Here is a 24,725-nt window from a genome sequence, read left to right as displayed (position 1 = left end):
GCCAATGAATAACATCAAACGCAGTGCACTGTTCGGCTTCTGCTCGCTGGGTTCCGCTTGCCTGGGCGCCCTGCTCCCGGTCACCCAGGCGTTGGCCGAGCCGACGCTTTACCTGGGCATGAACGGCGGCACCATGGAGCGGCTCTACGCCGACAAGGTCTTGCCGGCGTTCGAGAAAGCCAACAATGTCAAAGTGGTCATCGTGCCCGGCACCTCCGCCGACATCCTGGCGAAAGTCCAGGCCAGCAAAGGCAACCCGCAGATGCACGTGATGTTTCTCGATGACGGCATCATGTACCGCGCCATCGCCATGGGGCTGTGCGACAAGCTCGAGGACAGCCCGACCCTGGCGCAGATCCCGGCCAAGGGGCGTATCAAGGATCAGGCCGTGGCCGTCAGCCTCGGGGTGACGGGGCTGGCCTACAACACGCGGCTGTTCAAGGAAAAAGGCTGGAACACGCCCACTTCATGGATGGACCTGGCCGATCCGCGCTTCAAGGACAAAGTGGTGTTCCAGTCGATGGCCTCGTCCACCTTCGGCCTGCACGGCTTTTTGATGTTCAACCGGATCCAGGGCGGCAGCGAAACTGACGTCGAGCCAGGTTTCAAGGCGTGGCCGAACACGGTGGGGCGCAACGTGCTGGAGTACATCCCGAGCTCGGCGAAGATATCCGAAATGCTACAGACCGACGAAACCGCGCTGTTCCCGCTGACACCGACCCAGGTGACCGCGCTGAAACTCAAGGGCATGCCCGTCGAATATGCCCAGCCGAAGGAAGGCGCCGTGGTCCTCAACGTCGCCGAATGCACCATCGCGCAAAACACCCAGCCGGAACTGGCGCAAAAGCTCGCCGCTTTCCTGCTGACCCCACAAGCCCAGGCCATTGCCCTGGAAGAAGGCGACCAGATTCCTTCCAACCCCAACACCCCGACCACCGACAAGACCCGTGGCCAGGTGGAGGCGATGAAGCAATACCTGGAAACAGCGATTGCCGTGGATTGGGACCAGGTCAACGAACAACGCCCGGCCTGGAACGCCCGTTGGAACCGCAGCATCGAGCGCTAGCCCGATTGACTGTGGCCAGCGGAGCAGCACTGTTATGGAAAAACTGCTGTGGGAGCAAGGCTTGCCCGCGATGCAGGCGCCTCGCTTTCTCAGAGACCCCGTCGTCTTCATCGCGGGCAAGCCTTGCTCCCACAGATAAATCCCCTCGCCACAGGGTGTTGTACTGAGCTGATTATTGGTTAACTGTCCGGCTACGGGCGCCAGCCCCCTCTTGATCAACAGCGAACCCTGCCATGCACACCCTCGCCCAACTACGCGCCGGCCAGCTCTCGGGCATCACCCGGCTGGACCTGGCCTGCGGCTTGACGGAGTTTCCCCGGGAAATCTTCGAGCTGGCCGACTCCCTCGAGATCCTCAACCTCAGCGGCAATCAGTTGGACACGCTGCCCGACGACCTGCATCGGCTGACTCGCCTGCGCGTGCTGTTCTGTTCCGACAACCGCTTCACTGAACTGCCCGAATGCCTGGGCCGTTGCAACGCGTTGACCATGGTCGGTTTCAAGGCCAACCGCATCACCCGCGTCACGGGCGCCGCGCTGCCACCACGGCTGCGCTGGCTGATCCTGACCGACAACGACGTCAGCCACTTGCCGGATGAGCTGGGCCAACGCCCGCACCTGCAAAAACTGATGCTGGCCGGCAACCGTTTGCAGCAGTTACCGGCGAGCCTGGGCCAGTGTCATCGCCTGGAACTGCTGCGCATCGCCGCCAACCAACTGACCGAGCTGCCGCAATGGTTGCTGGAGCTGCCGAGCCTCAGTTGGCTGGCCTACGCCGGCAACCCACTGGAAACCCAGGCCGATGCCGCAGCCTTGAACACCACGACCCCCATCGACTGGTCGCAACTGACGTTGCAACGACAACTGGGCGAAGGCGCCTCCGGAGTGATTCACCAAGCGCTCTGGCAGGCGCCCGGCCAGGTGGCGCGAAACGTCGCGGTGAAGCTGTACAAAGGCCAGATGACCAGCGACGGCTCACCCCTGCATGAAATGCATGCCTGCATCACGGCCGGTCGACACCCGAACCTGATTGACGTGTTGGGTCAGGTCGCCGGGCACCCCGAGCAACAGGCCGGGCTGGTCATGGCACTGATCGAACCCAGCTACCGCAACCTTGCCGGACTGCCAAGCCTGGCGTCATGCACCCGCGACGTATATGCCGATGAACTGCGCCTGAGCGCCCCGGCAGCCTTGCGCATCGCCCACGGCATCGCCTCGGTGGCGGCGCACCTGCACCATCAGGGCATCACCCATGGGGATCTGTACGGGCACAATATCCTCTGCAATGACCAGGGCGATTGCCGGCTGGGGGACTTTGGCGCGGCGTCGTTCCACGCCACGGCCGACACCGTGCAAACCCGCGCACTGCAACGCATCGAGGTGCGGGCCTTCGCAATCTTGCTGGGGGAATTGCTGGCGCGGATCGAACCGGCGTCCAGTGCCGTGGAGTTGGCAACGTTGCAGGAGCTGCAGGCACGCTGCTGTCAGCCAGACGTGCTGGCACGGCCGGGTTTTGATGAGATTGAAAGGTTGCTCAGCGAGTTCAAACACATCGACTAAACCAGCACCCCAAACTAACAAACACACGACTTATTGTGACGAGGGGATTTATCTGTGGGAGCAAGGCTTGCCCGCGATGAAGACGGCGCGGTCTCTGAAAAAACGAGATCTGCGCATCGCGGGCAAGCCTTGCTCCCACAGAGTGAACCGCACCCAAGGATAAATCCCCTCGCCACAGGGGGTAGTGCTTAACCCGCCAACCCGACAAACATGTCCTGCACGTCATCATGGTTGTCGAGGCCTTCGAGGAAGGCTTCGACTTCAGCCATCTGCTCGTCGGTCAAGCCGCTGACCGGGTTCTTCGGCTGGTAGCCCAGCTTGGCCGACAACACGGTGAAGCCCTGCTCCGGCAACGCCTTCTGCACGGCATCGAGGTCGGCAGGATCGGTGAGGAACAACGTCGCGCCGTCTTCGCCCGGCTCGAAATCCTGGGCACCGGCCTCGATGGCGGCCATTTCCGGATCGGCGTCCGGGCTGTCCGGTGCGGCTTCGATCATGCCGACATGGTTGAAGTCCCACGCCACCGAACCCGAGGCGCCCAGTTGGCCCTTGCGGAACGCGACGCGAATTTCAGCGACGGTACGGTTGATGTTATCGGTCACACATTCAACGATCAGCGGCACCTGGTGCGGCGCGAACCCTTCGTAGGTGACGCGGTGGTATTGCACGGTTTCACCGAGCTGGCCGGAACCTTTCTTGATCGCACGTTCCAGGGTCTCGCGGGGCATCGAGGCCTTCTTCGCCTGCTCGACCACCAGACGCAAGTGCGCGTTGGTCGCGGTATCAGCACCGTTGCGCGCGGCAATGGTGATTTCCTTCACCAGTTTGCCGAAGATCTTGCCCTTGGCGTTGGCAGCCGCTTCTTTGTGTTTAACCTTCCACTGTGCGCCCATTACTCACTCTCTTGTCTGACGCGCCGAGACATCTGCCGGCCGGCGCTGTGGCGCAAGTTTATACGGCCTAAACCGGCTGATCGACCAAAAAATTCACCGTGCCGGATCGACATTTTCACAGTGTGTTGTAGGGCTTTTCTGAAATAGCGGCTCGCAAGCACCGCTCCCCCCGTGGTTTCGTACCCTCTGGGCCTCTGTCCCTGCCAGTAGGAGGCGCGATGCGCAACGACACGGAAAGTCCCTTCAGCCTGACGCTCACGCAAAACGACTTGCAGCTGCAAGTCTTGCGCTTCAATGGCCGCGAAGCCCTCAACCAGCCGTACCGCTTTGACCTCGAACTGATCGGCCTGGCCCCACCGATAAACCCCGACCTGCTGTTGGGGCATCCGGCGTTCCTGCGCCTGGACGGCGAGTCGGGCATCCATGGGATTGTCCACAGCGTCAGCCTGAGTGCCTCGGCACCGCGGCGCATCGGCTACCGCTTGACGTTGGTGCCCTACCTGCTGCGATTGGAACAAGGCCCGCGGCGCCGGGTTTTCCATCGGCTCAGCGTGGTGCAACTGCTGCAACGCCTGCTGGAAGACAACGCTCTGCCCGCCGACAGTTACCGTTTCGAGCTGCCCCATGGGCAGTATCCGTGTCGCCCATTCTGCATCCAGTACGACGAAAGCGACCTGGCCCTCCTGCAACGCCTGTGTGAGGAAGAAGGCATTCATTACCACTTCGAACACACTCCCCAGGGCCACGTCCTGGTGTTTGCCGAAGACCCGAAGAGTTTCCCCGCGCGCCCCATCGAGCTGCCCCTGCGCCCGAACGACAACTCGATACCGGCCATCAAGCGCTTGTATTTGCGCCACCACGCGATGGTACCTGGCGTGCCTGTCGGGTTCCGTGACCGGGCCGAGACCGAAACCGAGGCCCCGGCGGCGAATCAACCCCTCGAGCAGATCGACCATGAGGCCATGCACCGCGACCCGGCCTTGACTCACCGTTACCAGGCCGGACGCCGCCATCTGGAACGGTTGCGCTGTCGACAACGGGAAATCCATGGCCACAGTGATCAATCGGCCCTGCACGGCGGCGACATCGTGCAGATCTGCGAACACCCGGTTTCCACCTTCAACGATCAATGGCTGATCACCGAGGTCCAGCATCGCGGGCGGCAGTTTTCGATCCTTGAACCGGACCTGCCCACCACACCGTCGGCCCGTGACTACCGCAACCGCTTCACCGCCATCCCCTGGTCCACCGTGTTCAGGCCGGCCCTCAAGCATCCCAAACCGTGCATTCCCGGGTATCACCTGGCTCATGTACTCGGCCGCACCGGCCAGCCGGCCCCATTCGATGAGCGCGGCCACGTGAGTGTCAGCCTCTGGGCGCCGGACCAGGAAGGCATCACGCTGCCCGTGTCGCGACTGACGCTGGGCGACAGCCCTCCCCTGATGGCCGGCAGCGAAGTGCTGGTGAGCTTTCTCGATGGCGACCCCGACCGACCGGTGCTGTGCCCAGGGGCTGTCGATACCGGCGCAGGACACGCCGCCGCCCCACCGAAACCGTCCCGTGGCAATCACGATGCCGGGCTGCTGTTGGACTGGCTGCTGAACCCGCCAGACTTCACACCCTGATCCTGCCCTTTGGATTCTTGCCAGCAAACCTGATCTGGCTCATGCAAACCCAGCGAAACGGGCTTACAGTAAAGACACGCCGCGCTAGACGGCGCTCTGCCCTGATTGTTGGAGATACCCGCAATGCCCTGGAAAAACTCGGAAAGCCGCTACAGTACCGTCACGGTAACCTTGCATTGGCTGATGCTGGTCCTGCTGGCCGTGGTTTATGCCTGCATTGAGTTGCGGGGAATTTTTCCCAAGGGCAGCGGCGGCCGGACATTGATCAAGGAAGCGCATTTCATGCTCGGCCTGACGGTGTTCGTGTTGGTCTGGCTGCGCCTGTTCGCCCGCAGCATGGGCAAGGCACCGGCGATTTTCCCGGCATCGCCTGCCTGGCAAACCATCCTCGCCCGCCTGATGCACTGGGCACTGTACCTGTTCATGATCGCCATGCCGCTGCTGGGCTGGCTGATCACCAGCGCCGAAGGGCACCAGGTGATGTTCTATGGTTTCGATCTGCCGTTGCTCATCGATCAAGACAAGGAGTTCGCCAAGCAACTGGAAGGCTGGCACGTGCTGGGCGGCACCATCGGCTATTGGTTGATTGGCCTGCATGCCTTGGCGGGGCTGTATCACCACTATGTGGTACGGGACAACACGCTGCTGCGGATGATGCCCAAACGCGGCTGATCGCCCGTCAATCGAACCCTCGGCGGCCTTGTAAACCGCCGGTGTGGACAAAGACCAGGCGCGTGCCGGGGGCAAAGCCTCCCGCCTCGACCCGCGCCTTGAGCACCATCAAGGCCTTGCCGGTGTACAACGGCTCCAGTTCGATGGCCGTCGTGGTTTCGATGAAGGCCGTGAGCTCGGCATCGACCCGGGCGAAACCGCCACGACTGCCGTCGAACAACTCATGACGCGGGCTGGAAAGCCCCGCTTCCCCCACGATGCGCTCGACCTGCCGGGCCACGCCATGGTCCGGCGGCACGGCCAGCACGCCGTAGACCGGGCGCGCGCCCGCTTCGGCCAGCACCAGTCCGGCCAGCGACGTTCCAGTGCCGCAGGCCAACCACCAGCCGTGGTAATCCACCCATCCCAGCGCCGCCAGTTGTTCACGGACACTGGCCACCCACGTCATGCAACCTTGCGCCCCAGGCAATCCCGAACCGCCCTCGGGCACCGGATGCAAATGTGGATAGCGGAGCTGCCACGGTCCCCAGAAATCCGCTGCGTGCCGCTCTCGGTATCCGCCATAACCCAACCAGTGCAGGTCCATGCCAAACGCTTTCAGGTCACGCACCGTCGGCGTGTCCTGGGGATGACCGCGCAACAGCCCGGCCGTGGGAAAGCCGAAGCGCTTGCCCGCCGCCGCCAGCGCATGCAAATGGTTGGAATAGGCACCGCCCAGGCTCATGATCCCTTCGGCACCGGCCTCATGGGCGGCACGCAGATGATGGACCAGCTTGAACCACTTGTTGCCGCTGATCAGCGGATCGATCCGGTCCAGGCGCAACACCGCCACTTCGACACCGGCACGGGCAAGCCAGTCCAGGTGAAGGGGTTCGAGGCGGGGTTGGGGATGCCAGTCGAGGGCGGGAAGCAGCATGGCGGCAGGCCGGGTGGGAACAGGCCGCTATCTTAACAGCTTGGTGGCGGGTGACTTCAGGTTCACCCCTCCCCACTGTGGGAGCGAGCTTGCTCGCGATAGCGGCGGATCAGCCAACATCATGCAACTGACTCACCGCAATCGCGAGCAAGCTCGCTCCCACAAGGGTTTTCCTGGGGTTGAGCCTTACAACTGCGCCGCCAACCGCGAACCCTGGTTGATCGCCCGCTTGGCATCCAGTTCCGCCGCCACGTCGGCACCGCCGATGAGGTGAACGGTCTGCCCCGCCGCTTCCAGGCCTTCCTGCAGCTCACGCAGCGGATCCTGGCCGGCGCAGATCACGATGTTATCCACGGCCAGCACTTGCGGCTCGCCGGTTTCGCCGATGCGAATGTGCAGCCCGTCATCGTCGATCTTCAGGTATTCGACGCTGTTGAGCATCTGCACCTGCTTGTTCTTCAGGCCCGTGCGATGAATCCAGCCGGTGGTCTTGCCCAGGCCGTCACCGACCTTCGAGGTCTTGCGTTGCAGCAGGAACACCTGGCGCGCCGGTGCATGGGGTTCAGCCTTGATCCCAGCCACGCCGCCGCGGGCCTCGAGGTGGGTGTCAATGCCCCACTCCTTCCAGAACGCCTCGCGGTCCTGGCTGGTGGCGACGCCCTGGTGAACCAGGAACTCCGACACGTCGAAGCCAATACCGCCGGCACCGATCACCGCGACGCTGCGGCCCACCGGCTTGCGCTCAAGGATCACGTCCAGGTAGCTCAAGACCTTGGCATGCTCCACCCCGGGAATCGCCGGCACGCGTGGGGCGATGCCGGTGGCGAGGATGATCTCGTCGTAACCGCCAGCCACCAATTGCGCCACATCCACCCGGGTGTCGAGGCACAACTCGACATGGCTGGTCTGCAATTTGCGTTTGAAGTAGCGCAGGGTTTCGAAGAACTCTTCCTTGCCCGGCACGCGCTTGGCAATGTTGAACTGACCACCGATTTCACTGGCCGAATCGAACAGCGTCACCAGGTGCCCACGTTCGGCCGCCACCGTGGCCGCGGACAACCCGGCCGGGCCGGCACCGACCACGGCGATTTTCTTCACCTGGGTCACCGGCAGGTAGTTCAGCTCGGTTTCATGGCAGGCCCGTGGGTTGACCAGGCAACTGGTGAGCTTGCCGCCAAAGGTGTGATCCAGGCACGCCTGGTTGCAGCCGATGCAGGTATTGATTTCATCGCTGCGGCCGGCAGCGGCCTTGTTGACGAACTCTGGATCGGCCAGGAACGGTCGCGCCATGGAGACCATGTCGGCATCGCCTTCGGCCAGGATCTGCTCGGCCACTTCCGGGGTGTTGATGCGGTTGGTGGTAATCAGTGGGATGCTCACCGAACCGCGCAGCTTGGCCGTGACTTTGCTGAACGCCGCCCGCGGAACCTTGGTGGCGATGGTAGGAATGCGTGCTTCGTGCCAACCGATACCGGTGTTGATGATCGTCGCGCCGGCCTGCTCGATGGCCTTGGCCAATAGGACGATTTCGTCCCAGGTGCTGCCGCCTTCCACCAGATCGAGCATCGACAGGCGAAAGATAATGATGAAATTCGGGCCTACCGCTTCGCGCACCCGGCGGACGATCTCCACCGGCAGGCGCATGCGGTTTTCATAGCTGCCGCCCCAACGGTCGGTGCGGTGGTTGGTGTGGGCCGCCAGGAACTGGTTAATGAAATAACCTTCCGACCCCATGATCTCGACGCCGTCGTATTCGGCCTTCTGGGCCAGGACCGAGCAGGTGACGAAATCGCTGATCTGCTTCTCGATTCCCTCCTCGTCCAGTTCCTTGGGCTTGAACGGGTTGATCGGCGCCTGGATCGCGCTCGGTGCCACTTGCTTGGGGCTGTAGGCATAGCGCCCGGCGTGAAGAATCTGCATGCAGATCTTGCCACCGGCCTCGTGCACGGCCCGGGTCACGATCCGGTGCTTGAGCGCCTCTTCTTCGGTGGTCAGCTTAGCCGCGCCGGAGTAGACCCCGCCCTCGTCGTTCGGCCCGATCCCACCGGTGACCATCAGGCCCACGCCGCCCCGGGCGCGTTCGGCAAAATACGCCGCCATGCGTTCGAAGCCACCGGGTTTCTCTTCCAGGCCGGTGTGCATCGAGCCCATCAGGGTACGGTTGCGCAACGTGGTGAAACCCAGGTCCAGCGGGGCCAGCAGATGCGGGTAATGGGAGGCGGTCATCGGTAACTCCACAACGGGCGATCACGGAAAAAAGCGCAGCTCTGCGGCATGCGTCTGTCATGGCCCACAGCGTAAGAGTCCGGATGCGGGTGCTCAATGACCGTAACTGACAAGTTAATGATCCAAATGTGCAGCGCACCGATCAGCCGTGCGTGACTCTCGGTGGAATGCACCAGTCCTATCAACGCTGGTCCAGGTGCTCAACCCTAAAATAACCCTAATAACACGGTCGCCCTCGCATGCATCCCCAACGAAAAATGCTGCACAACGAGTTGCACGCCCGCCCGTCGCTGTACTTCGACGAACCGGCCCACGTCTTCCACCTGGCGTTTCTGGGCGACAATGCCCAGTGCGACGCGCTGCTCGAGCGACTGTGCCCCGATACCGTCACCACGGAGGCCGCACAAGGCATCACCCGCCTGGAAGGACATCCGCTGAAGTGGGAACGCCACGCCGAGTTCTTCACCCTGACCCTGGTCGTGCCAGCCAGCAGCAATGAGTTGCACTGGACGACGCTGCCCGAAAGCCTTGCCCGTGGGATCGAAGGTCACGCCCAGCACCTCATCAATGCCGTTCAGGTGGTGGTGCGCGCAGAAGCCGGTCTCGACCTGCCCAGCTACGGTTTCAAGGACCCTTGCGGTTCATGCGTAGGCGGTGGCGATGCCGTGGTCTGGAGCGATTTTCGCCTGACCGAGGACGGCACCAATCGCCTGCTGTTCATCAACCGACGGCTCAACGCTTATCGCCAGGGACGCATGATCCGGCGCCTGCTGGAAATCGAGACCTATCGCATGATGGCGTCCTTGTCGCTCAACATCGCCAAGGCCCTGGACCCGCAACTGAACGAATTCGATCGGACCCTGGTGAGCCTGTCCGAACGCAACGCCAACGCCAGCGGCGTGCATGCCAAGGCCCTGCTGGAAGACATCGCCCTGCTGTCTCGCCAAGTGGTCAGCAGCACGGTCAGGAATCGCCATCGCTTCAGCGCAACCCGCGCCTACGCACAATTGGTGTTCGAACGCCTGGGGGAGTTGCGTGAAAGTCACCTGGGGGATTGCCAGCGACTGGGCGTGTTCATCGAACGGCGTTTCAAACCCACGGTGCGTTATTGCGCAGCCACCGAACAGCGCCTCGAACAACTGGCGATGAGCGTCGCCAACCTGGGTGATCTGCTGCAAGCCCGCGTGCAAGTGGAGATGGAAGACCAGAACGCCGAGATCCTGCGCAGCCTCAATGCCCGTGCCGATGCACAGATCAAGATCCAGCGCGCCGTGGAAGGCCTGTCGATCATTGCCATCACCTACTACCTGATCAACCTGTTCAAGTTGGTCTACAGCGGGTTGCATACCTTGGGCGCGAACCTCTCGGCCCGTGAAGCGCTGCTGGGCATGACGCCACCGGTGCTGTTGATCATGCTGCTGATTCTGATCCGGATCAGAAAGGCCAAAAGTCACTAGCGCGCCTTACCGGCGCAGAGGGTGTCCAAAGATTCCTTGGACACCCTCTGTGGGTGCTTGCCGTGCGTACAAATCAGCGCCCGCCCTTCGCTAATCCCTTGTTTTACCGTACCCTGCCCCGTAGCTCCTGATGAAAAATCACGAACCTGCACACGGCCGCTGACTGTTCCCCCATGCGCAAATTTCTGTACCTGCTGTTTTCACTGGCCTTGATTGCCGCCCTGGTCAGCTACGCACTGTGGACGACCGATCGTCCGGCGGGTCATTACCTGTCAGACCTGCGTATCAACCTGGCGGTCGACCAGGGCACGCCCGCCGACCGCGGCAACCTGCTGGGCATCCAGCCTGAACTGTTCCCCACCGACTACCAGAGCCCGAGCGCCTGCACCGCAAACTGGCGGCCTACCTGCAGGCGGCTCGCGACCAGGGCTTTCTCAATGCCAAGACCGTGGTGGTCCTGCCCGAGCACATCGGCACCTGGTTGATGATCGGTGGCGAAAAAGACGAGTTGTACCAGGCCACCACCCTGAAGGAAGCCATGCACTGGCTGGCGGTCAGCAATCCACTGGCGTTTATCCAGGCGCTGGTCAGTGCCCAAGGCGATAACCGCCTGGAGGATGCCTACCTGCGCATGAAAGCCCAGGGCATGGCCCGCGACTATCAAGCGCTGTTCGGCGGACTGGCCAAGGAGTTCGGCGTCACCCTGGTGGCCGGCTCCATCGTGCTGCCCGAGCCCAGCGTCAGCGACGGCGAGCTGAAGATTGGCCGCGGCGCCCTGTACAACAGCAGCCTGGTGTTCAGCAGCGATGGCCGGCCGATCGGCCAGCCGCAACGCCAACGACATCCGGTCTTCGAACAGCAGGATGTGCTGGGCGCCGACCATCCGGTCCCACCCCTCGTCATAGACACCCCCGCCGGGCGCCTGGGCGTGCTGATCGGCAGCGACAGCTGGTACCCGCTCCACTACCGGCAGCTCAACGAACAGGGCGCGCAACTGATCGCGGTGCCCGCCTTCATCATCGGTCGCGGCGCCTGGGACAAGCCCTGGAGCGGTTATAAGGGCCTGTCCACACCGAGCGAAGTGAGCCTCAAGCCCGGTGAAGTGAGCGAGGGGCAAGCCTGGCATCGCCTGACATTGACCGGTCAATTGCCCATCAGCCAAGCCCTGGGCGGTGTCAGCGTGTTCCTGCGTGGCCAGTTCTGGGACAGCGGCAGCGCCGGCCAGAGTTTCATCAGCCACAACGGCCAGCACTTCCCCGATGGCGAAGCCCGTGGCGCGCGCCTGCTTAACCTGTGGTTGTGAGCATGAAACCGCAGCCGATGCGCCTGGGGGACCTGTCAGTAGGTTTCGTCCACAGCCTGGCTGACGCAATTGCCAGCCATGGGCAGGACCCCAAGCCTTTGCTGGAGCAGTACGGCCTCGATGCCGCGCGCCTGGCCGAGCCCGGCGCACGCCTGTCGATCCCACGCTACATGCGCCTGGGCCACGCCGCGATTCAACAGACCCAGGACCCGGCCCTGGGCCTGCGCATGGGTCAGCTCGGGCGCTTGAGCCAGGCCGGGCTGGCGGGCGTTACCGCTGCCCAGGCACCGACCGTGCGCGAGGCGGCCCGCTGCATGATCCGCTTCGAGCCGCTGTATGGCTCCAACTATCGCGGCCAATCGAGTTTTCATGAGGATGCCCGCGGCGCTTGGCTACGGTTCTATTCCATCAGCCCGTATAACGCCTACAACCGCTTCGTGGTGGATTCGATCATCGCCGGCTGGCTGGCCCAACTGTCCAGCGTCAGCGGCATCGCGCTGCGGCCCGAACGCATCGAAATCGAATTCGAGGAACCGGCGTACCTGGAGGCTTACCGCACGCTCGGTGACTGCCCGATCCAGTTTGGCGCCGAACAGAATCAACTGCGACTGGGCCTGGACAGCCTCGCCCAGCGCAACCCACAGCATTGCCCCAGCACCTGGCACCATATGGTTCAATTGTGTGAGCGGGAACTGGAACAACTGACCCGCACCCGCAGCCTGCGTGAGCGCATCATTCAATTGCTGGGACCGTTGCTCAGCGGGGGCCGGGAACCCGACCTGGAAGAAGTGGCGGCCCGCCTGAAACTGCCGACCTGGACCCTGCGGCGCAAGCTGGCCGAGGAAGGCACGCAATTTCGCGCCATCCTCAACGACACCCGCCGCGACTTGGCCATGACCTACATACGCGATACCGAACTGGCGTTCGGCGAAATCGCCTACTTGTTGGGGTTTGCCTCAGCCGAGGCCTTTCAACGAGCCTTCAAACGCTGGAACGACCAGACGCCCGGGGAATTTCGTCGTAGTCACAGAGGGCGTTGAGCTTCAAGCGCTAGCCTGTTCTCCTACAACTCCGTTGCATCTTCGGCGGGTTCCAGCGGGTCCAGTTCATAGGCCTGGTATTCCAGCAGCTCTTCCTGATAATCGTCCATTACGTGTCCTTCCCCTGTTATTGAATCCAATGCCTGATGGCGCTGGCATCAGCATAAAGCTGCTTTATGAACAAAACATGAAGCAAAGGCTTCATGAATTAAACGTAGCACAGGGTCGGGAAATTACCGCGTGAAGTGTGACAGGGCGTAACGCCCTGCCACGGGAAGCTCAGGAAGCCGGAAGCGGCTGGATCGGCTCGCTCGGGGCCGGTAACGAGCTGGACGGTGGTGGTGGCGGTGTCACGGTTTCCGTCGTCGGCGCAGACTCGAACGACTCAGGCGCAATCGGCGCTGGCTCGCTCGGCGGTGCGACGGGTTCCGACACCGCAGGGGCGGTTTCGACGGGGGCCGGCGCAGCCTCCTCTACCGGCGTGGCTGCTGCGGGTGCAGGCGCAACCGGTTCCGACGCAGGTGCTGCAGCTGCAGCTGGAGCCGGAGCCGGCATCAAGGCGGCCGGCTCAGCCTTGGTTTCCGGGACACCCAGCTCAGTTTTTGGCTTATCGGCATTCTCGGCCTTCTCGGCAGCTTTCTTCGCTTCGGGGGGCAGGAACAGCTCCACCAAGGCAAAGAAACGCTCATAGAACTTGGCCGCCGACACGGTTTCGCTGGCGACCTTGACCATCGAATCGTCCGAAGAGCCGATCGGCATCGACACCGACCCCAGCACGCCCACCCCCAGGCTGGCGGAGTTGTTGGTTTTCTTCAGGGCATAACGGTCCTGCAGGGCGTTGGCGAACATGGTCGCACGGTGTCCGGCACCACCGTCCTCGGCACAGACCAGGTTGAAACTGATCTCCATGTGGGTCTCGCCGGTCTGCTGGAAACTCTTGTGGCCACTGACCAGCTTCGGATCGCTGCTGGTGATGATGTAGCCCTGGCTGAGCAACGCCCGGCGCCCGGCCTCGCAGGTCGCCGCGTCACTCACGGGATAAGTGCGCGAGAACGTGCCGGAATCATCGAAGTTCTCGTGCTCGTAGATGGCGGCTTTCTTCGACGAGCAACCGGCTGCGGCGGCCAGCACCAATGCAAGCCCGACGGTGCGCATGTGAAATGATTTGAACATTGAACATCCTGAGAGAAACGGTCCGGGGCGTATTGTGCAACAGAACGCGACCTGGCAGCGTGGCTAATCTTGTTTCAAGGGGGTTACAAGTTTACTGGGGGTTGTTTGCAGGAAAAAGACGCTAATCCGGTGGATCGACGAACACCCGCTTTTGGGCAACAAGCTGATACAAAAACCCTGCATTTTGGCCCGATGCGGTTCACTTGAGCCGTTACCGAAGAAATGGATGTCCCCCTCACCCTCCCCAAAAAAACCAAAAAAAACGGCGCTTCCCATTTCTGAAGAAGCGCCGTTATTTCAAGTGAACAGCATCACAGCCAGGTTTGAAAAAGCATCAAGCGATTAGAAACGCTTGATATCCGCCTGACTCTCCAACTGCTTGCGATAGGCCGCGAAGTCCTGCTGACCCACACGGGACGCAAGGTAGCGACGATATTCCGCTTTCTCTTCGTCAGTCGGTGCCGCCGCTTCGTTCACGCCGTTCAGACGCACGACCACCAGGCTGCCGTCAGGCAAGGTCACGCTGCTGAACGTCGGCTTGTCCTTGGACTCAGGCTTGGGCATGCGGAACAGTGCTTGCAACACCGCTGGGTCGATGCCTTCCTGGTTGCGGGTGGCCGCCTCGGTGGGTTTCCAGCCTTGGCCGTCAACCGCTTTGTCCAATGCCGTCTTACCGTCGCGCAGACTGGCGATCAGCTCGTCGGCGCGGGTCTTGGCCGCTGCGCTGGCGTGTTCCTTGGTCAGTTGTGCACGAATCGGCCCGGCCACTTTTTCCAGGGGCAGTTGCTCAGGCTTGCGGTGCTCCTTGGCACGCAGCACCACGACGGTTTCCGGGTCCAGTTCGATGGCGGTGCTGTTGGCACCCTCATCCAGCACTTCCGGGCTGAACGCCGCAGTGACCACGGCACGGTTGGCCGCAATCCCTTCACCGCCTTCACGACCGAACGGGGCCGATGTGTGGACGGTCAGCTTCAGGTCCTGGGCCGGCTGCGCCAGGTCGGACGCTTCGAACGAGGCATCCTCCAGTTGCTTAGTCGCCTCCACGAAACGCTGCTCCACCTGCTGAGTCTTCAACTCGCGAGTCAGCTTGTCCTTGAGACTGGCGAAGGTCGGCACTTCGGGCGCCTCGACACCCAGCAGCTTGATCAGGTGCAGACCGAAATCGGTGCGGACCGGTGCCGAGACCTGGTCCTTGCTCAAGGCGTACAAGGCCTTTTCGAATTCCGGATCGTAGACGCCTGGGCCGGCATAGCCGAGATCGCCGCCATTGTTCGCCGAACCCGGATCCTGGGAAAACTCCTTCGCCAGGGCTTCAAACGACTCGCCTTTGGCCAGGCGAGCCTGGATCTCTTCGATCTTCGCCTTGGCCTGGGCTTCGGTCACCTTGTCGTTCACTTCGATCAGGATGTGCGCAGCGCGACGCTGTTCGGACAGGTTGGCGATTTCTTTCTGATAGGCCGCTTGCAGGTCTTCGTCCTTGACGCTGACCTGATCGAAGAAAGAGGCTTTCTTCAGCTCGAGGTAATCGATGACCACCTGGTCAGGCGTCATGAATTCCTTGGCGTGTTGGTCGTAGTAAGCCTTGACCTCATCATCGGTCAGCTTCACCGACGCAGGATCGGCCTTGATGCTCAAGGTGGCGAAATCACGGGTCTGCTTTTCCAGGCGGGCGAATGCCAACACTTGGGCATCGGTGACAAAACCGCTGCCCGCCAGGCCGGCGCGCAACTGACCGATCAGCATTTCCTGAGCCAGCATCTGGCGGAATTGCATACGGCTGTAACCCAACTGGCGAATCACCTGATCGAAACGCTCGGCACTGAATTTGCCATCGACCTGGAACTCAGGCGTTTGCAGGATGACTTGATCGAGCGCAGCTTCGGAGAAAGCGAATTTCGCATCGTGTGCGCCTTGCAGCAACAACTTGCGGTCGATCAGGCCCTTGAGCGCCGAATCGCGCAGCATTTTTTCGTCCAGCAGGGAGGCGTCGAAATCCTTGCCTAGCTGTTGCATGAGCTGACGGCGTTGCATGTCGACCGCCTGGCTCAGCTCGTTCTGGCTGATATTTTCGCCGTTGACCTTGGCCGCGTCGTTACTGTTGGTAGTAGCTTGGAAAATGGCATCGAAACCGGTCAACGCCATCAATGCGACGATGACCCCGATGATGGTCTTGGCAATCCAGCCTTGTGAATTGTCCCTGATATTCTGCAGCATGCGTCCCCCAGAAACGGTTGAACTTCAAATTTAGGCAACCGTGGAGCGTGGGTAGAATCCGGATAGAAGAAAGGCGCATCCGAGGATGCGCCTTCTCGTAACTGGCGGAGCGGACCGGGCTCGAACCTGCAAGCCCTGGCGTGCCAGGCCGGTTGTAACCGGCCATATTACCGCTCCGCTGCCAAGCCAGGCATGACCCCGACCCGGATAAACTCAACGAAACCTTAGTTAACGGCTTCTTTCAGTGCTTTACCAGCTTTGAAGCCTGGCTTTTTGGCAGCAGCGATTTCCAGCGTCTTACCGGTCTGCGGGTTGCGACCGATACGAGCAGGACGATCGGTTACGGAGAAGGTGCCGAAACCAACCAGAACAACAGAGTCGCCAGCCTTGAGAGCGCCAGTGACGGATTCGATTACAGCGTCCAGCGCACGGCCAGCAGCAGCTTTCGGGATATCAGCGGATGCAGCGATAGCATCAATCAGTTCCGACTTGTTCACTCTAAGTCCCCTTATATCTATTTGAGATGATTCTAAGTTTTTTTGGTGAAAGCAAAAACGAGTGCTGAATGGCCTGCAGACACTTAAGAGCCGCTTTATAACAAGGGCTCTAAAAAACTGTCAAGGAAGGCCCTCCAGGCCAATGCGTATTAATGCGTGCTAATTCTTTCCTTAGAGTCAGACTCTCGCTTTTCTTCCTTCGCGACAATCTCAGGAGCCACATCCGGCAAGGGCTCCGGCGCGTATTGCAGCGCAATTTGCAGGACCTCGTCAATCCATTTAACCGGTTTGATCTGAAGATCTTGCTTGATGTTGTCAGGAATTTCCTTCAGATCGCGGACATTCTCTTCGGGAATGATCACGATCTTGATCCCGCCACGGTGTGCCGCCAGCAGTTTTTCCTTCAGGCCGCCAATCGCCAGGACCTGGCCGCGCAGCGTGATTTCACCCGTCATGGCGACATCGGCGCGCACCGGGATGCCGGTCAATGCCGAGACCAGGGCCGTGCACATGCCTACACCGGCGCTTGGACCGTCCTTGGGCGTAGCCCCTTCAGGCATGTGGATGTGTGTGTCGCGCTTCTCATGGAAGTCCAGGGGAATGCCCAGGCTCCGCGCACGACTGCGCACCACCGTCAGCGCCGCGGTGATCGACTCGACCATCACGTCGCCCAGGGAACCGGTCTTGATCAGTTGCCCCTTGCCCGGTACCACGGCCGCTTCGATGGTCAGCAACTCACCACCGACTTGAGTCCACGCCAGGCCAGTCACCTGGCCGATCTGGTCCTGCTGCTCGGCCAGGCCGTAGCGGAACTTGCGCACACCCAGGAAGTGCTCCAGCAGGTCCGCAGTGACCTTGACCGCGAAGCGTTTTTCCAGCGCATGTTCCTTGACTGCCTTGCGGCAGACCTTGGCAATCTGCCGCTCCAGGCCACGCACGCCGGCTTCGCGGGTGTAGTAGCGGATGATGTCGCGAATCGCTTCCTCGTCGAATTCCAGCTCGCCTTTTTTCAGCCCGTTGGCCTGGATCTGCTTGGGCGAAAGGTACTTCACGGCGATGTTGATCTTCTCGTCCTCGGTGTAGCCCGGTAGACGAATCACCTCCATCCGGTCCAGCAATGCCGGCGGAATGTTCATGGAGTTGGAGGTGCAGAGGAACATCACGTCCGACAGGTCGTAGTCGACCTCAAGGTAGTGATCGTTGAAGTTGTGATTCTGCTCGGGATCGAGCACTTCGAGCAACGCAGAGGCGGGATCGCCGCGCATGTCGCTGCCCATCTTGTCGATTTCGTCCAAAAGGAACAGCGGATTGCGCACGCCGACCTTTGTCATTTTTTGAATCAATCTTCCTGGCATCGAACCGATGTAGGTCCGGCGATGACCACGAATTTCCGCCTCGTCACGCACACCACCCAAGGCCATGCGTACGAATTTGCGGTTGGTCGCGTGGGCAATCGACTCCGCGAGGGAGGTTTTACCGACCCCGGGAGGACCGACCAGGCACAGGACCGGGCCGCGAATCTTTTTCACGCGTTTCTGTACGGCGAGATACTCAAGGATGCGCTCCTTGACCTCTTCCAGGCCGTAATGGTCGGCGTCGAGGATGTCTTCAGCCCGCGCCAGGTCCAGACGCACCTTGCTCTGGGCTTTCCACGGCACCTGGACCAGCCAGTCGATGTAGGAGCGCACCACGGTGGCTTCGGCAGACATCGGCGACATTTGCTTGAGCTTGTTCAACTCAGCCTGAGCCTTGGCCAAGGCATCCTTGGGCAAGCCAGCGGCATCGATGCGCTTTTTCAGCTCTTCGATTTCGTTGTGACCTTCGTCGCCATCGCCCAGCTCTTTCTGAATGGCCTTCATCTGCTCATTCAGGTAGTACTCGCGCTGGCTGCGCTCCATCTGCTTCTTGACGCGACCGCGAATGCGTTTCTCGACCTGCAACAGATCGATCTCGCCGTCGAGCAATGCCAACACGTGCTCGACACGGGCAGACAGGTCGATGATCTCGAGGATTTCCTGCTTCTGCTCGATCTTGAGGGCCATGTGGGCCGCCATCGTATCGACCAGCCGCCCAGGCTCGTCAATGCTGTTGAGCGACGACAGGACCTCTGCAGGCACCTTCTTGCCCAGTTGCACGTATTGTTCGAACTGCGACAGCAGGCTGCGGACAAACACCTCTGATTCACGCTCGGGCGCATCGACTTCTTCGATCAGCGACACTTCGGCCCGGCAATGGCCGTCCACTTCGCTGAAACGTTCGACAGTCCCGCGCTGCTCGCCTTCGACCAGGACCTTGACGGTGCCGTCGGGCAACTTGAGCAATTGCAGAACCGTTGCAATCGTACCTACGCGATACAGTGCGTCTTCGCCGGGATCATCGTCGGCTGGATTTCTCTGAGCCAGCAGAAGAATCTGCTTGTCACCCGTCATCGCAGCCTCGAGGGCTTCGATGGACTTCTCGCGCCCCACGAACAGCGGGATAACCATGTGCGGATACACCACGACATCGCGCAATGGCAGGAGAGGCAATTCGATGGTTGTCTTCATGATTTCGCCTCTACGGCGGCCCTAGGGCCGGAAACAGATGGAAGTAAGCTTGAAACCAAGATGGGGGCAGCCTTGAAAAAAAACAAGCGCTAAGACACGTCTAAAACACGCTAAAAGCAAAGGGGCCCGAAGGCCCCTTCTTTATTCCGGCAGCGGGACGCTTATGCGTCCGGTGCGGCCTTGGCAGCCGGCTCACTGTTTTCATAGATATACAGTGGCTTGGACTTGCCTTCTATAACGCTTTCGTCGATCACGACTTTACTCACCTCGGACTGCGAGGGGATTTCATACATCGTGTCGAGCAATACGCCTTCGAGAATCGAGCGCAACCCACGGGCACCGGTCTTACGCTCCAGGGCACGTTTGGCGACCGATTTCAGCGCGTCGGAACGGAATTCCAGGTCTACACCTTCCATTTCGAACAGCTTGGCATACTGCTTGGTCAGGGCGTTTTTCGGCTCGGTCAGAATCTGCATCAACGCCGCTTCATCCAACTCATCCAGCGTCGCCAGGACTGGCAGACGACCGACGAATTCCGGGATCAGACCGAACTTGACCAGATCGTCAGGCTCGACTTCACGCAGGGACTCACCGACCTTCTTGCCCTCTTCCTTGCTGCGTACTTCGGCATTGAAACCGATGCCACCACGGGTGGAACGGTTTTGAATAACCTTTTCCAGGCCGGAGAACGCACCACCGCAGATGAACAGGATGTTACGGGTGTCGACCTGCAGGAATTCCTGCTGCGGATGCTTGCGACCACCTTGGGGTGGAACGGAAGCGACCGTACCTTCGATCAACTTGAGCAAGGCCTGCTGCACGCCTTCACCGGAAACATCCCGGGTGATGGACGGGTTGTCGGACTTGCGGGAAATTTTGTCGATTTCATCGATGTAGACAATACCCATCTGGGCTTTTTCCACATCGTAGTCGCACTTCTGCAACAACTTCTGAATGATGTTCTCGACATCTTCACCTACATAACCCGCCTCGGTGAGAGTGGTTGCGTCGGCGATGGTGAACGGAACGTTCAGCAAACGAGCCAGGGTTTCGGCAAGCAGGGTCTTACCCGAGCCTGTCGGGCCGATCAGCAGGATGTTGCTCTTGCCGAGTTCGACCTCGTCATTCTTTTTGTCACGCTGGTTCAGGCGCTTGTAGTGGTTGTACACCGCTACGGCCAGTACCTTTTTCGCACGTTCCTGACCAATCACATACTGATCAAGGATGCCGCTGATTTCTTTAGGCGAAGGCAATTTATGCGCGCTGCTCTCGGCCTGGGCTTCCTGCACCTCCTCGCGGATGATGTCATTGCACAGGTCGACGCACTCGTCGCAAATGAAGACCGAGGGGCCGGCAATCAATTTGCGCACTTCATGCTGGCTTTTGCCACAGAAGGAGCAATAAAGCAGTTTGCCGTTGTCCTCGCCGTTGCGGGTGTCAGTCATTCGATCGATCCAAATCCGATAGGCTTGCAACACAAGATGAAGGCAATTGCGGGCTTTTTCAAGCCCGCAGGCGGCCGGTCATCCCAACCACCTGCATTTTGAGCGGCTTAGGCAGGCATTTGACGCTTGTTGATCACAGAGTCGATCAGGCCGTATTCGGCTGCACGCTCGGCGCTCATGAAGTTGTCACGTTCGGTGTCGCGCTCAATGGTTTCGAGGCTCTGGCCAGTGTGATGAGCCAGCAACGAGTTCAGGCGCGAACGAATGTGGAGGATTTCCTTGGCATGGATGTCGATATCCGACGCCTGGCCCTGGAAACCACCCAATGGCTGGTGAATCATCATCCGCGAGTTAGGCAGGCAGTGACGCTTGCCCGCGGCGCCACCGGCCAACAGGAAGGCACCCATGCTGCAGGCCTGACCGATGCAGATGGTGGAGACGTCAGGCTTGATGAACTGCATGGTGTCGTAGATCGACATGCCCGCAGTCACCGAACCGCCAGGTGAGTTGATGTACAGATGGATATCCTTGTCCGGGTTTTCCGCTTCAAGGAACAACAGCTGCGCCGCGACCAGGTTGGCCATGTAGTCTTCAACGGGGCCGATCAGGAAGATGACGCGTTCCTTGAGCAGACGCGAGTAGATGTCATAGGCACGTTCGCCGCGGGCGGACTGCTCGATAACCATCGGGACCAGGCCGCCTGCGGCCTGGATGTCAGAGCTCTGCTGATAAAAAGAATTGCGGGACATGTCTCGCAGTCACTCCCAAATAGTTATGTCTTGAATACGCATAAGCCAGCACGAAGGCTGGCTTATGGGTGTTTATTTCTTACCGCAGAACCATCAATCGGCTTGTGGAGCTTCCACCGGCTTGACCGCTTCTTCGTAAGAGACCGCTTTATCGGTCACGCTAGCTTTCTGCAGAACAGTATCCACAACTTGTTCTTCCAGCACAACCGAACGGACTTCGTTCAGTTGCTGGTCGTTCTTGTAGTACCAGGACACGACCTGCTCAGGCTCTTGATAGGCCGAGGCCATTTCCTGGATCAGCTCACGAACGCGGGCTTCGTCAGGCTTGAGCTCGAACTGCTTGACCACTTCGGCAACGATCAGGCCCAGCACGACGCGGCGCTTGGCCTGCTCTTCGAACAGCTCGGCCGGCAGTTGGTCCGGCTTGATGTTGCCGCCGAACTGCTGAACAGCCTGCACGCGCAGACGGTTCACTTCGTTGTCCAGCAGGGCCTTTGGCACTTCGATCGGGTTGGAGGCCAGCAGACCGTCCATAACCTGGTTCTTGACCTTGGACTTGATGGCCTGGCGCAGCTCGCGCTCCATGTTCTTGCGAACTTCGGTGCGGAAACCTTCCAGACCGGTTTCCTTGATACCGAACTGGGCGAAGAACTCTTCGTTCAGCTCAGGCAGTTTCGGCTCGGAAACGCTGTTGACGGTCACGGTGAACTCGGCGGCTTTGCCAGCCAGGTCCAGGTTCTGGTAATCCTCGGGGAAGGTCACGTTCAGAACGCGCTCTTCACCGGCCTTGGCGCCAACCAGGCCGTCTTCGAAGCCAGGAATCATGCGACCGGAGCCCAGTACCAGCTGGGTGGCCTTGGCGGAACCGCCAGCGAACACTTCACCGTCGACCTTGCCGACGAAATCGATGTTCAACTGGTCTTCGTTCTGGGCAGCACGCTCGGTCACTTCGAAACGGGTGTTCTGCTTGCGCAGGATGTCCAGCATCTTGTCCAGGTCGGCATCCGACACGTCAGCGCTCAGGCGCTCGACAGCGATGGACTCGAAACCGGCAACCGTGAACTCCGGGAACACTTCGAACGTGGCGACGAATTCCAGGTCCTTGCCTTTCTCCAGCACTTTAGGCTCGACGGACGGTGCGCCGGCCGGGTTCAGCTTCTGCTCGACGACCGCTTCGTAGAACGAAGACTGGATCACGTCGCCCACGGCTTCCTGACGCGCATCAGCTTCGTAACGCTGACGGATCACGCTCATTGGCACTTTGCCTGGGCGGAAACCTGGGATTTTGGCCTTTTGGGCAGTCTGCTGCAGACGCTTGTTGACCTGAGTCTCGATGCGCTCAGCCGGCACGGTGATGCTCATGCGGCGCTCAAGAGCAGAAGTATTTTCAACAGAAACTTGCATGGATATTCCTCGTTGCACAGACGTTGGCCGGGCGTTTCCGACCCCAGAATCAAGGGCATGCATTCTAGTAGGTCAAACTCAAGAAGTCACCCTACTGAAAACGCGCTGGAAACAGGCGCCGGATTTAGGGCGGGGCAAACGGTCATGCCCCACCCGGATTGCAAATACAGTCGATTCAGTCCAAGGCTCTGCGCCAACGCTTCTATATATAGAAGCCGCTTCTCCGGTCGCGCAGCGCCCCGCCCCACAAGGAGACCAACGGGCATACCGCGCATCATCACGAAACACATTCGTGACAAACCGACCGCTGCGCACAACCGCAAAAACAGTACCGACGCCAAACACAGAACCACTGAAAACAAAAACGGCGCAGCCCCTTTCAGGTACTGCGCCGTTTTCTGCTATTTAAATAGCCACTTGTATGGTGCGGACGGAGAGACTCGAACTCTCACACCTTGCGGCGCTGGAACCTAAATCCAGTGTGTCTACCAATTCCACCACATCCGCGTATCAAGCTTTTAAAGCAAAGGCGCCAGATTGTTAGATCTGGCGCCTTTCTAGAATATGGGGTGGACGATGGGGATCGAACCCACGACAACGGGAGTCACAATCCCGTGCTCTACCAACTGAGCTACGCCCACCATATTGCCTTGTTGCCTTACTTGTGCCAAAGCTGCCTAATTGGCGCACCCGGCAGGACTCGAACCTGCGACCATCCGCTTAGAAGGCGGATGCTCTATCCAGCTGAGCTACGGGCGCCTTTTTAATCTGTATTCTTGGACGATTACAAACTAAGTGCTTTCAGTTTTGCCGAGTTGAAACAACCAACTCCGCTCCACCTTCTTAACCAGTGCTAGGCTGTGCCCGACAAGTGCGACGAATGTTATAGACGGCCTGATAGGTCGTCAACTCTTTTTTAAAAAAAATTCATTTAATTAAAGGGGTTAGGGGAATTTGCAGACCAAGCGCCTTTGCCCTCACGCCCCGGCATGCGAGAATGCGTTCTCTTTTTTTCCCCTCTCGATGGTTAACCACGCGCAATGACTGCACAACTTATCGACGGCAAATCGATCGCCGCCAGCCTGCGCCAGCAGATCGCCCAACGAGTCACCGAGCGCCGCCAGCAAGGCCTGCGTACGCCCGGCCTTGCGGTGATCCTGGTCGGCAGCGATCCTGCCTCTCAGGTTTATGTCTCGCACAAGCGTAAAGACTGTGAAGAGGTCGGCTTCCTTTCCCAGGCCTACGACCTGCCTTCCGAAACCACCCAGCAAGCGTTGGCCGATCTGATCGATCGCCTGAACGACGACCCGAACATCGACGGTGTTCTGCTCCAGTTGCCGCTGCCTGAACACCTCGACGCCTCCAAACTGCTGGAGCGTATCCGCCCGGACAAAGATGTCGACGGTTTCCATCCTTATAATGTCGGCCGCCTGGCCCAACGCATCCCACTGCTTCGTCCCTGCACCCCCAAAGGCATCATGACCTTGCTGGAAAGCACTGGCGTGGACCTGTATGGCCTCGATGCTGTGGTAGTGGGAGCGTCCAACATCGTCGGCCGCCCGATGGCCATGGAGTTGCTGCTGGCCGGCTGCACCGTGACCGTGACCCATCGCTTCACCAAGGACCTGGCCGGCCATGTCGGCCGTGCCGACCTGGTGGTAGTGGCCGCCGGCAAACCCGGGCTGGTCAGGGGCGAGTGGATCAAGGAAGGCGCCATCGTCATCGACGTGGGCATCAATCGCCAGGACGACGGCAAGCTGGTGGGCGACGTGGTCTACGAGACCGCCCTGCCCCGCGCTGGCTGGATCACCCCGGTACCCGGCGGCGTAGGCCCGATGACCCGGGCCTGCCTGCTGGAAAACACGTTGTACGCGGCCGAGACGCTGCATAGCTGATCGACGCGCCAACAAAGACCCTGTGGGAGCGAGCTTGCTCGCGAT

Annotated in this window: 17 protein-coding genes, 3 tRNA genes and 1 pseudogene; 8 read left to right on the top strand and 13 right to left on the bottom strand. The window is 60.4% G+C overall.

Going from position 1 to position 24,725, the window contains the following annotated elements; all coding sequences use genetic code 11:
- Positions 1-4 precede the first annotated feature (4 nt).
- Both ACZ5M5_RS10295 and ACZ5M5_RS10290 read left to right on the top strand, forming a co-directional pair.
- Positions 5-1,066: an ABC transporter substrate-binding protein gene (locus tag ACZ5M5_RS10295; protein WP_464738969.1), complete on the top strand. Its 1,062-nt coding sequence runs from the start codon at positions 5-7 to the stop codon at positions 1,064-1,066.
- A 233-nt stretch (positions 1,067-1,299) separates the two neighbouring features.
- Positions 1,300-2,625, top strand: coding sequence for a leucine-rich repeat-containing protein kinase family protein (locus ACZ5M5_RS10290; RefSeq protein ID WP_464738968.1), 1,326 nt, complete (start codon positions 1,300-1,302; stop codon positions 2,623-2,625).
- A gap of 188 nt (positions 2,626-2,813) precedes the next feature.
- On the opposite strand, the gene ACZ5M5_RS10285 is transcribed toward ACZ5M5_RS10290, so the two are convergent.
- Positions 2,814-3,518 (bottom strand): YebC/PmpR family DNA-binding transcriptional regulator, encoded by a 705-nt coding sequence (locus ACZ5M5_RS10285; RefSeq protein ID WP_003183149.1) that lies wholly within the window; start codon positions 3,516-3,518, stop codon positions 2,814-2,816.
- Between the two features lie 218 nt (positions 3,519-3,736).
- Here ACZ5M5_RS10285 and ACZ5M5_RS10280 point away from each other — a divergent pair, with 218 nt between their 5' ends.
- Together ACZ5M5_RS10280 and ACZ5M5_RS10275 are read left to right on the top strand one after the other, a co-directional pair.
- Positions 3,737-5,143 (top strand): type VI secretion system Vgr family protein, encoded by a 1,407-nt coding sequence (locus ACZ5M5_RS10280; RefSeq protein WP_464738967.1) that lies wholly within the window; start codon positions 3,737-3,739, stop codon positions 5,141-5,143.
- A 123-nt stretch (positions 5,144-5,266) separates the two neighbouring features.
- Positions 5,267-5,815, top strand: coding sequence for a cytochrome b (locus ACZ5M5_RS10275; protein ID WP_060738316.1), 549 nt, complete (start codon positions 5,267-5,269; stop codon positions 5,813-5,815).
- A 7-nt stretch (positions 5,816-5,822) separates the two neighbouring features.
- On the opposite strand, the gene ACZ5M5_RS10270 is transcribed toward ACZ5M5_RS10275, so the two are convergent.
- Both ACZ5M5_RS10270 and ACZ5M5_RS10265 read right to left on the bottom strand, forming a co-directional pair.
- Positions 5,823-6,731, bottom strand: coding sequence for a 1-aminocyclopropane-1-carboxylate deaminase/D-cysteine desulfhydrase (locus ACZ5M5_RS10270; RefSeq protein WP_464738966.1), 909 nt, complete (start codon positions 6,729-6,731; stop codon positions 5,823-5,825).
- A 186-nt stretch (positions 6,732-6,917) separates the two neighbouring features.
- The gene (locus ACZ5M5_RS10265) at positions 6,918-8,957 is read right to left on the bottom strand and encodes an oxidoreductase (RefSeq protein WP_060738318.1); all 2,040 of its coding nucleotides are present in this window, start codon (positions 8,955-8,957) and stop codon (positions 6,918-6,920) included.
- Positions 8,958-9,196: 239 nt separating this feature from the next.
- On the opposite strand from ACZ5M5_RS10265, the gene ACZ5M5_RS10260 reads away from it, so the two are divergent.
- From ACZ5M5_RS10260 to ACZ5M5_RS10250, 3 genes and pseudogenes are all read left to right on the top strand, one after another.
- Entirely contained in the window at positions 9,197-10,414 is a 1,218-nt protein-coding gene (locus ACZ5M5_RS10260; protein ID WP_103309325.1) for a DUF3422 domain-containing protein, read from the top strand.
- A 173-nt stretch (positions 10,415-10,587) separates the two neighbouring features.
- Positions 10,588-11,717, top strand: a pseudogene (locus tag ACZ5M5_RS10255) (carbon-nitrogen hydrolase family protein).
- 2 nt (positions 11,718-11,719) lie between these two features.
- A complete protein-coding gene (locus ACZ5M5_RS10250) occupies positions 11,720-12,757 on the top strand; it encodes an AraC family transcriptional regulator (RefSeq protein WP_060738321.1) in 1,038 nt (345 codons plus the stop codon).
- Between the two features lie 279 nt (positions 12,758-13,036).
- Here ACZ5M5_RS10250 and ACZ5M5_RS10245 read toward each other — a convergent pair whose 3' ends face one another.
- The 10 genes from ACZ5M5_RS10245 to ACZ5M5_RS10200 form a co-directional block, all read right to left on the bottom strand.
- The gene (locus ACZ5M5_RS10245; protein WP_464738965.1) at positions 13,037-13,930 is read right to left on the bottom strand and encodes a DUF2242 domain-containing protein; all 894 of its coding nucleotides are present in this window, start codon (positions 13,928-13,930) and stop codon (positions 13,037-13,039) included.
- Positions 13,931-14,272: 342 nt separating this feature from the next.
- Positions 14,273-16,144 carry a SurA N-terminal domain-containing protein gene (locus tag ACZ5M5_RS10240; RefSeq protein ID WP_060738323.1) on the bottom strand — a complete coding sequence of 624 codons (1,872 nt, stop codon included), beginning with the start codon at positions 16,142-16,144 and terminating at the stop codon, positions 14,273-14,275.
- Between the two features lie 224 nt (positions 16,145-16,368).
- The gene (locus tag ACZ5M5_RS10235; RefSeq protein WP_002552737.1) at positions 16,369-16,641 is read right to left on the bottom strand and encodes an HU family DNA-binding protein; all 273 of its coding nucleotides are present in this window, start codon (positions 16,639-16,641) and stop codon (positions 16,369-16,371) included.
- 149 nt (positions 16,642-16,790) lie between these two features.
- Positions 16,791-19,187 carry an endopeptidase La gene (gene lon, locus ACZ5M5_RS10230; protein ID WP_014339302.1) on the bottom strand — a complete coding sequence of 799 codons (2,397 nt, stop codon included), beginning with the start codon at positions 19,185-19,187 and terminating at the stop codon, positions 16,791-16,793.
- 161 nt (positions 19,188-19,348) lie between these two features.
- Positions 19,349-20,632 carry an ATP-dependent Clp protease ATP-binding subunit ClpX gene (gene clpX / locus ACZ5M5_RS10225; RefSeq protein WP_024778305.1) on the bottom strand — a complete coding sequence of 428 codons (1,284 nt, stop codon included), beginning with the start codon at positions 20,630-20,632 and terminating at the stop codon, positions 19,349-19,351.
- Between the two features lie 107 nt (positions 20,633-20,739).
- Entirely contained in the window at positions 20,740-21,381 is a 642-nt protein-coding gene (gene clpP / locus ACZ5M5_RS10220; RefSeq protein ID WP_003183177.1) for an ATP-dependent Clp endopeptidase proteolytic subunit ClpP, read from the bottom strand.
- A 93-nt stretch (positions 21,382-21,474) separates the two neighbouring features.
- The gene (gene tig / locus ACZ5M5_RS10215) at positions 21,475-22,785 is read right to left on the bottom strand and encodes a trigger factor (RefSeq protein ID WP_060738324.1); all 1,311 of its coding nucleotides are present in this window, start codon (positions 22,783-22,785) and stop codon (positions 21,475-21,477) included.
- Positions 22,786-23,207: 422 nt separating this feature from the next.
- Positions 23,208-23,292, bottom strand: a tRNA-Leu gene (locus ACZ5M5_RS10210).
- Between the two features lie 58 nt (positions 23,293-23,350).
- A tRNA-His gene (locus tag ACZ5M5_RS10205) sits at positions 23,351-23,426 on the bottom strand.
- Positions 23,427-23,467: 41 nt separating this feature from the next.
- Positions 23,468-23,544 (bottom strand) — tRNA-Arg (locus ACZ5M5_RS10200).
- 281 nt (positions 23,545-23,825) lie between these two features.
- On the opposite strand from ACZ5M5_RS10200, the gene folD reads away from it, so the two are divergent.
- Positions 23,826-24,680: a bifunctional methylenetetrahydrofolate dehydrogenase/methenyltetrahydrofolate cyclohydrolase FolD gene (folD, locus tag ACZ5M5_RS10195; protein WP_053120836.1), complete on the top strand. Its 855-nt coding sequence runs from the start codon at positions 23,826-23,828 to the stop codon at positions 24,678-24,680.
- Positions 24,681-24,725 lie beyond the last annotated feature (45 nt).

This window comes from Pseudomonas sp. Van50 (genome assembly GCF_055390755.1).
Note: the sequence above shows the minus strand (reverse complement) of the source record. Positions and strands in the feature narration are given on the sequence as shown.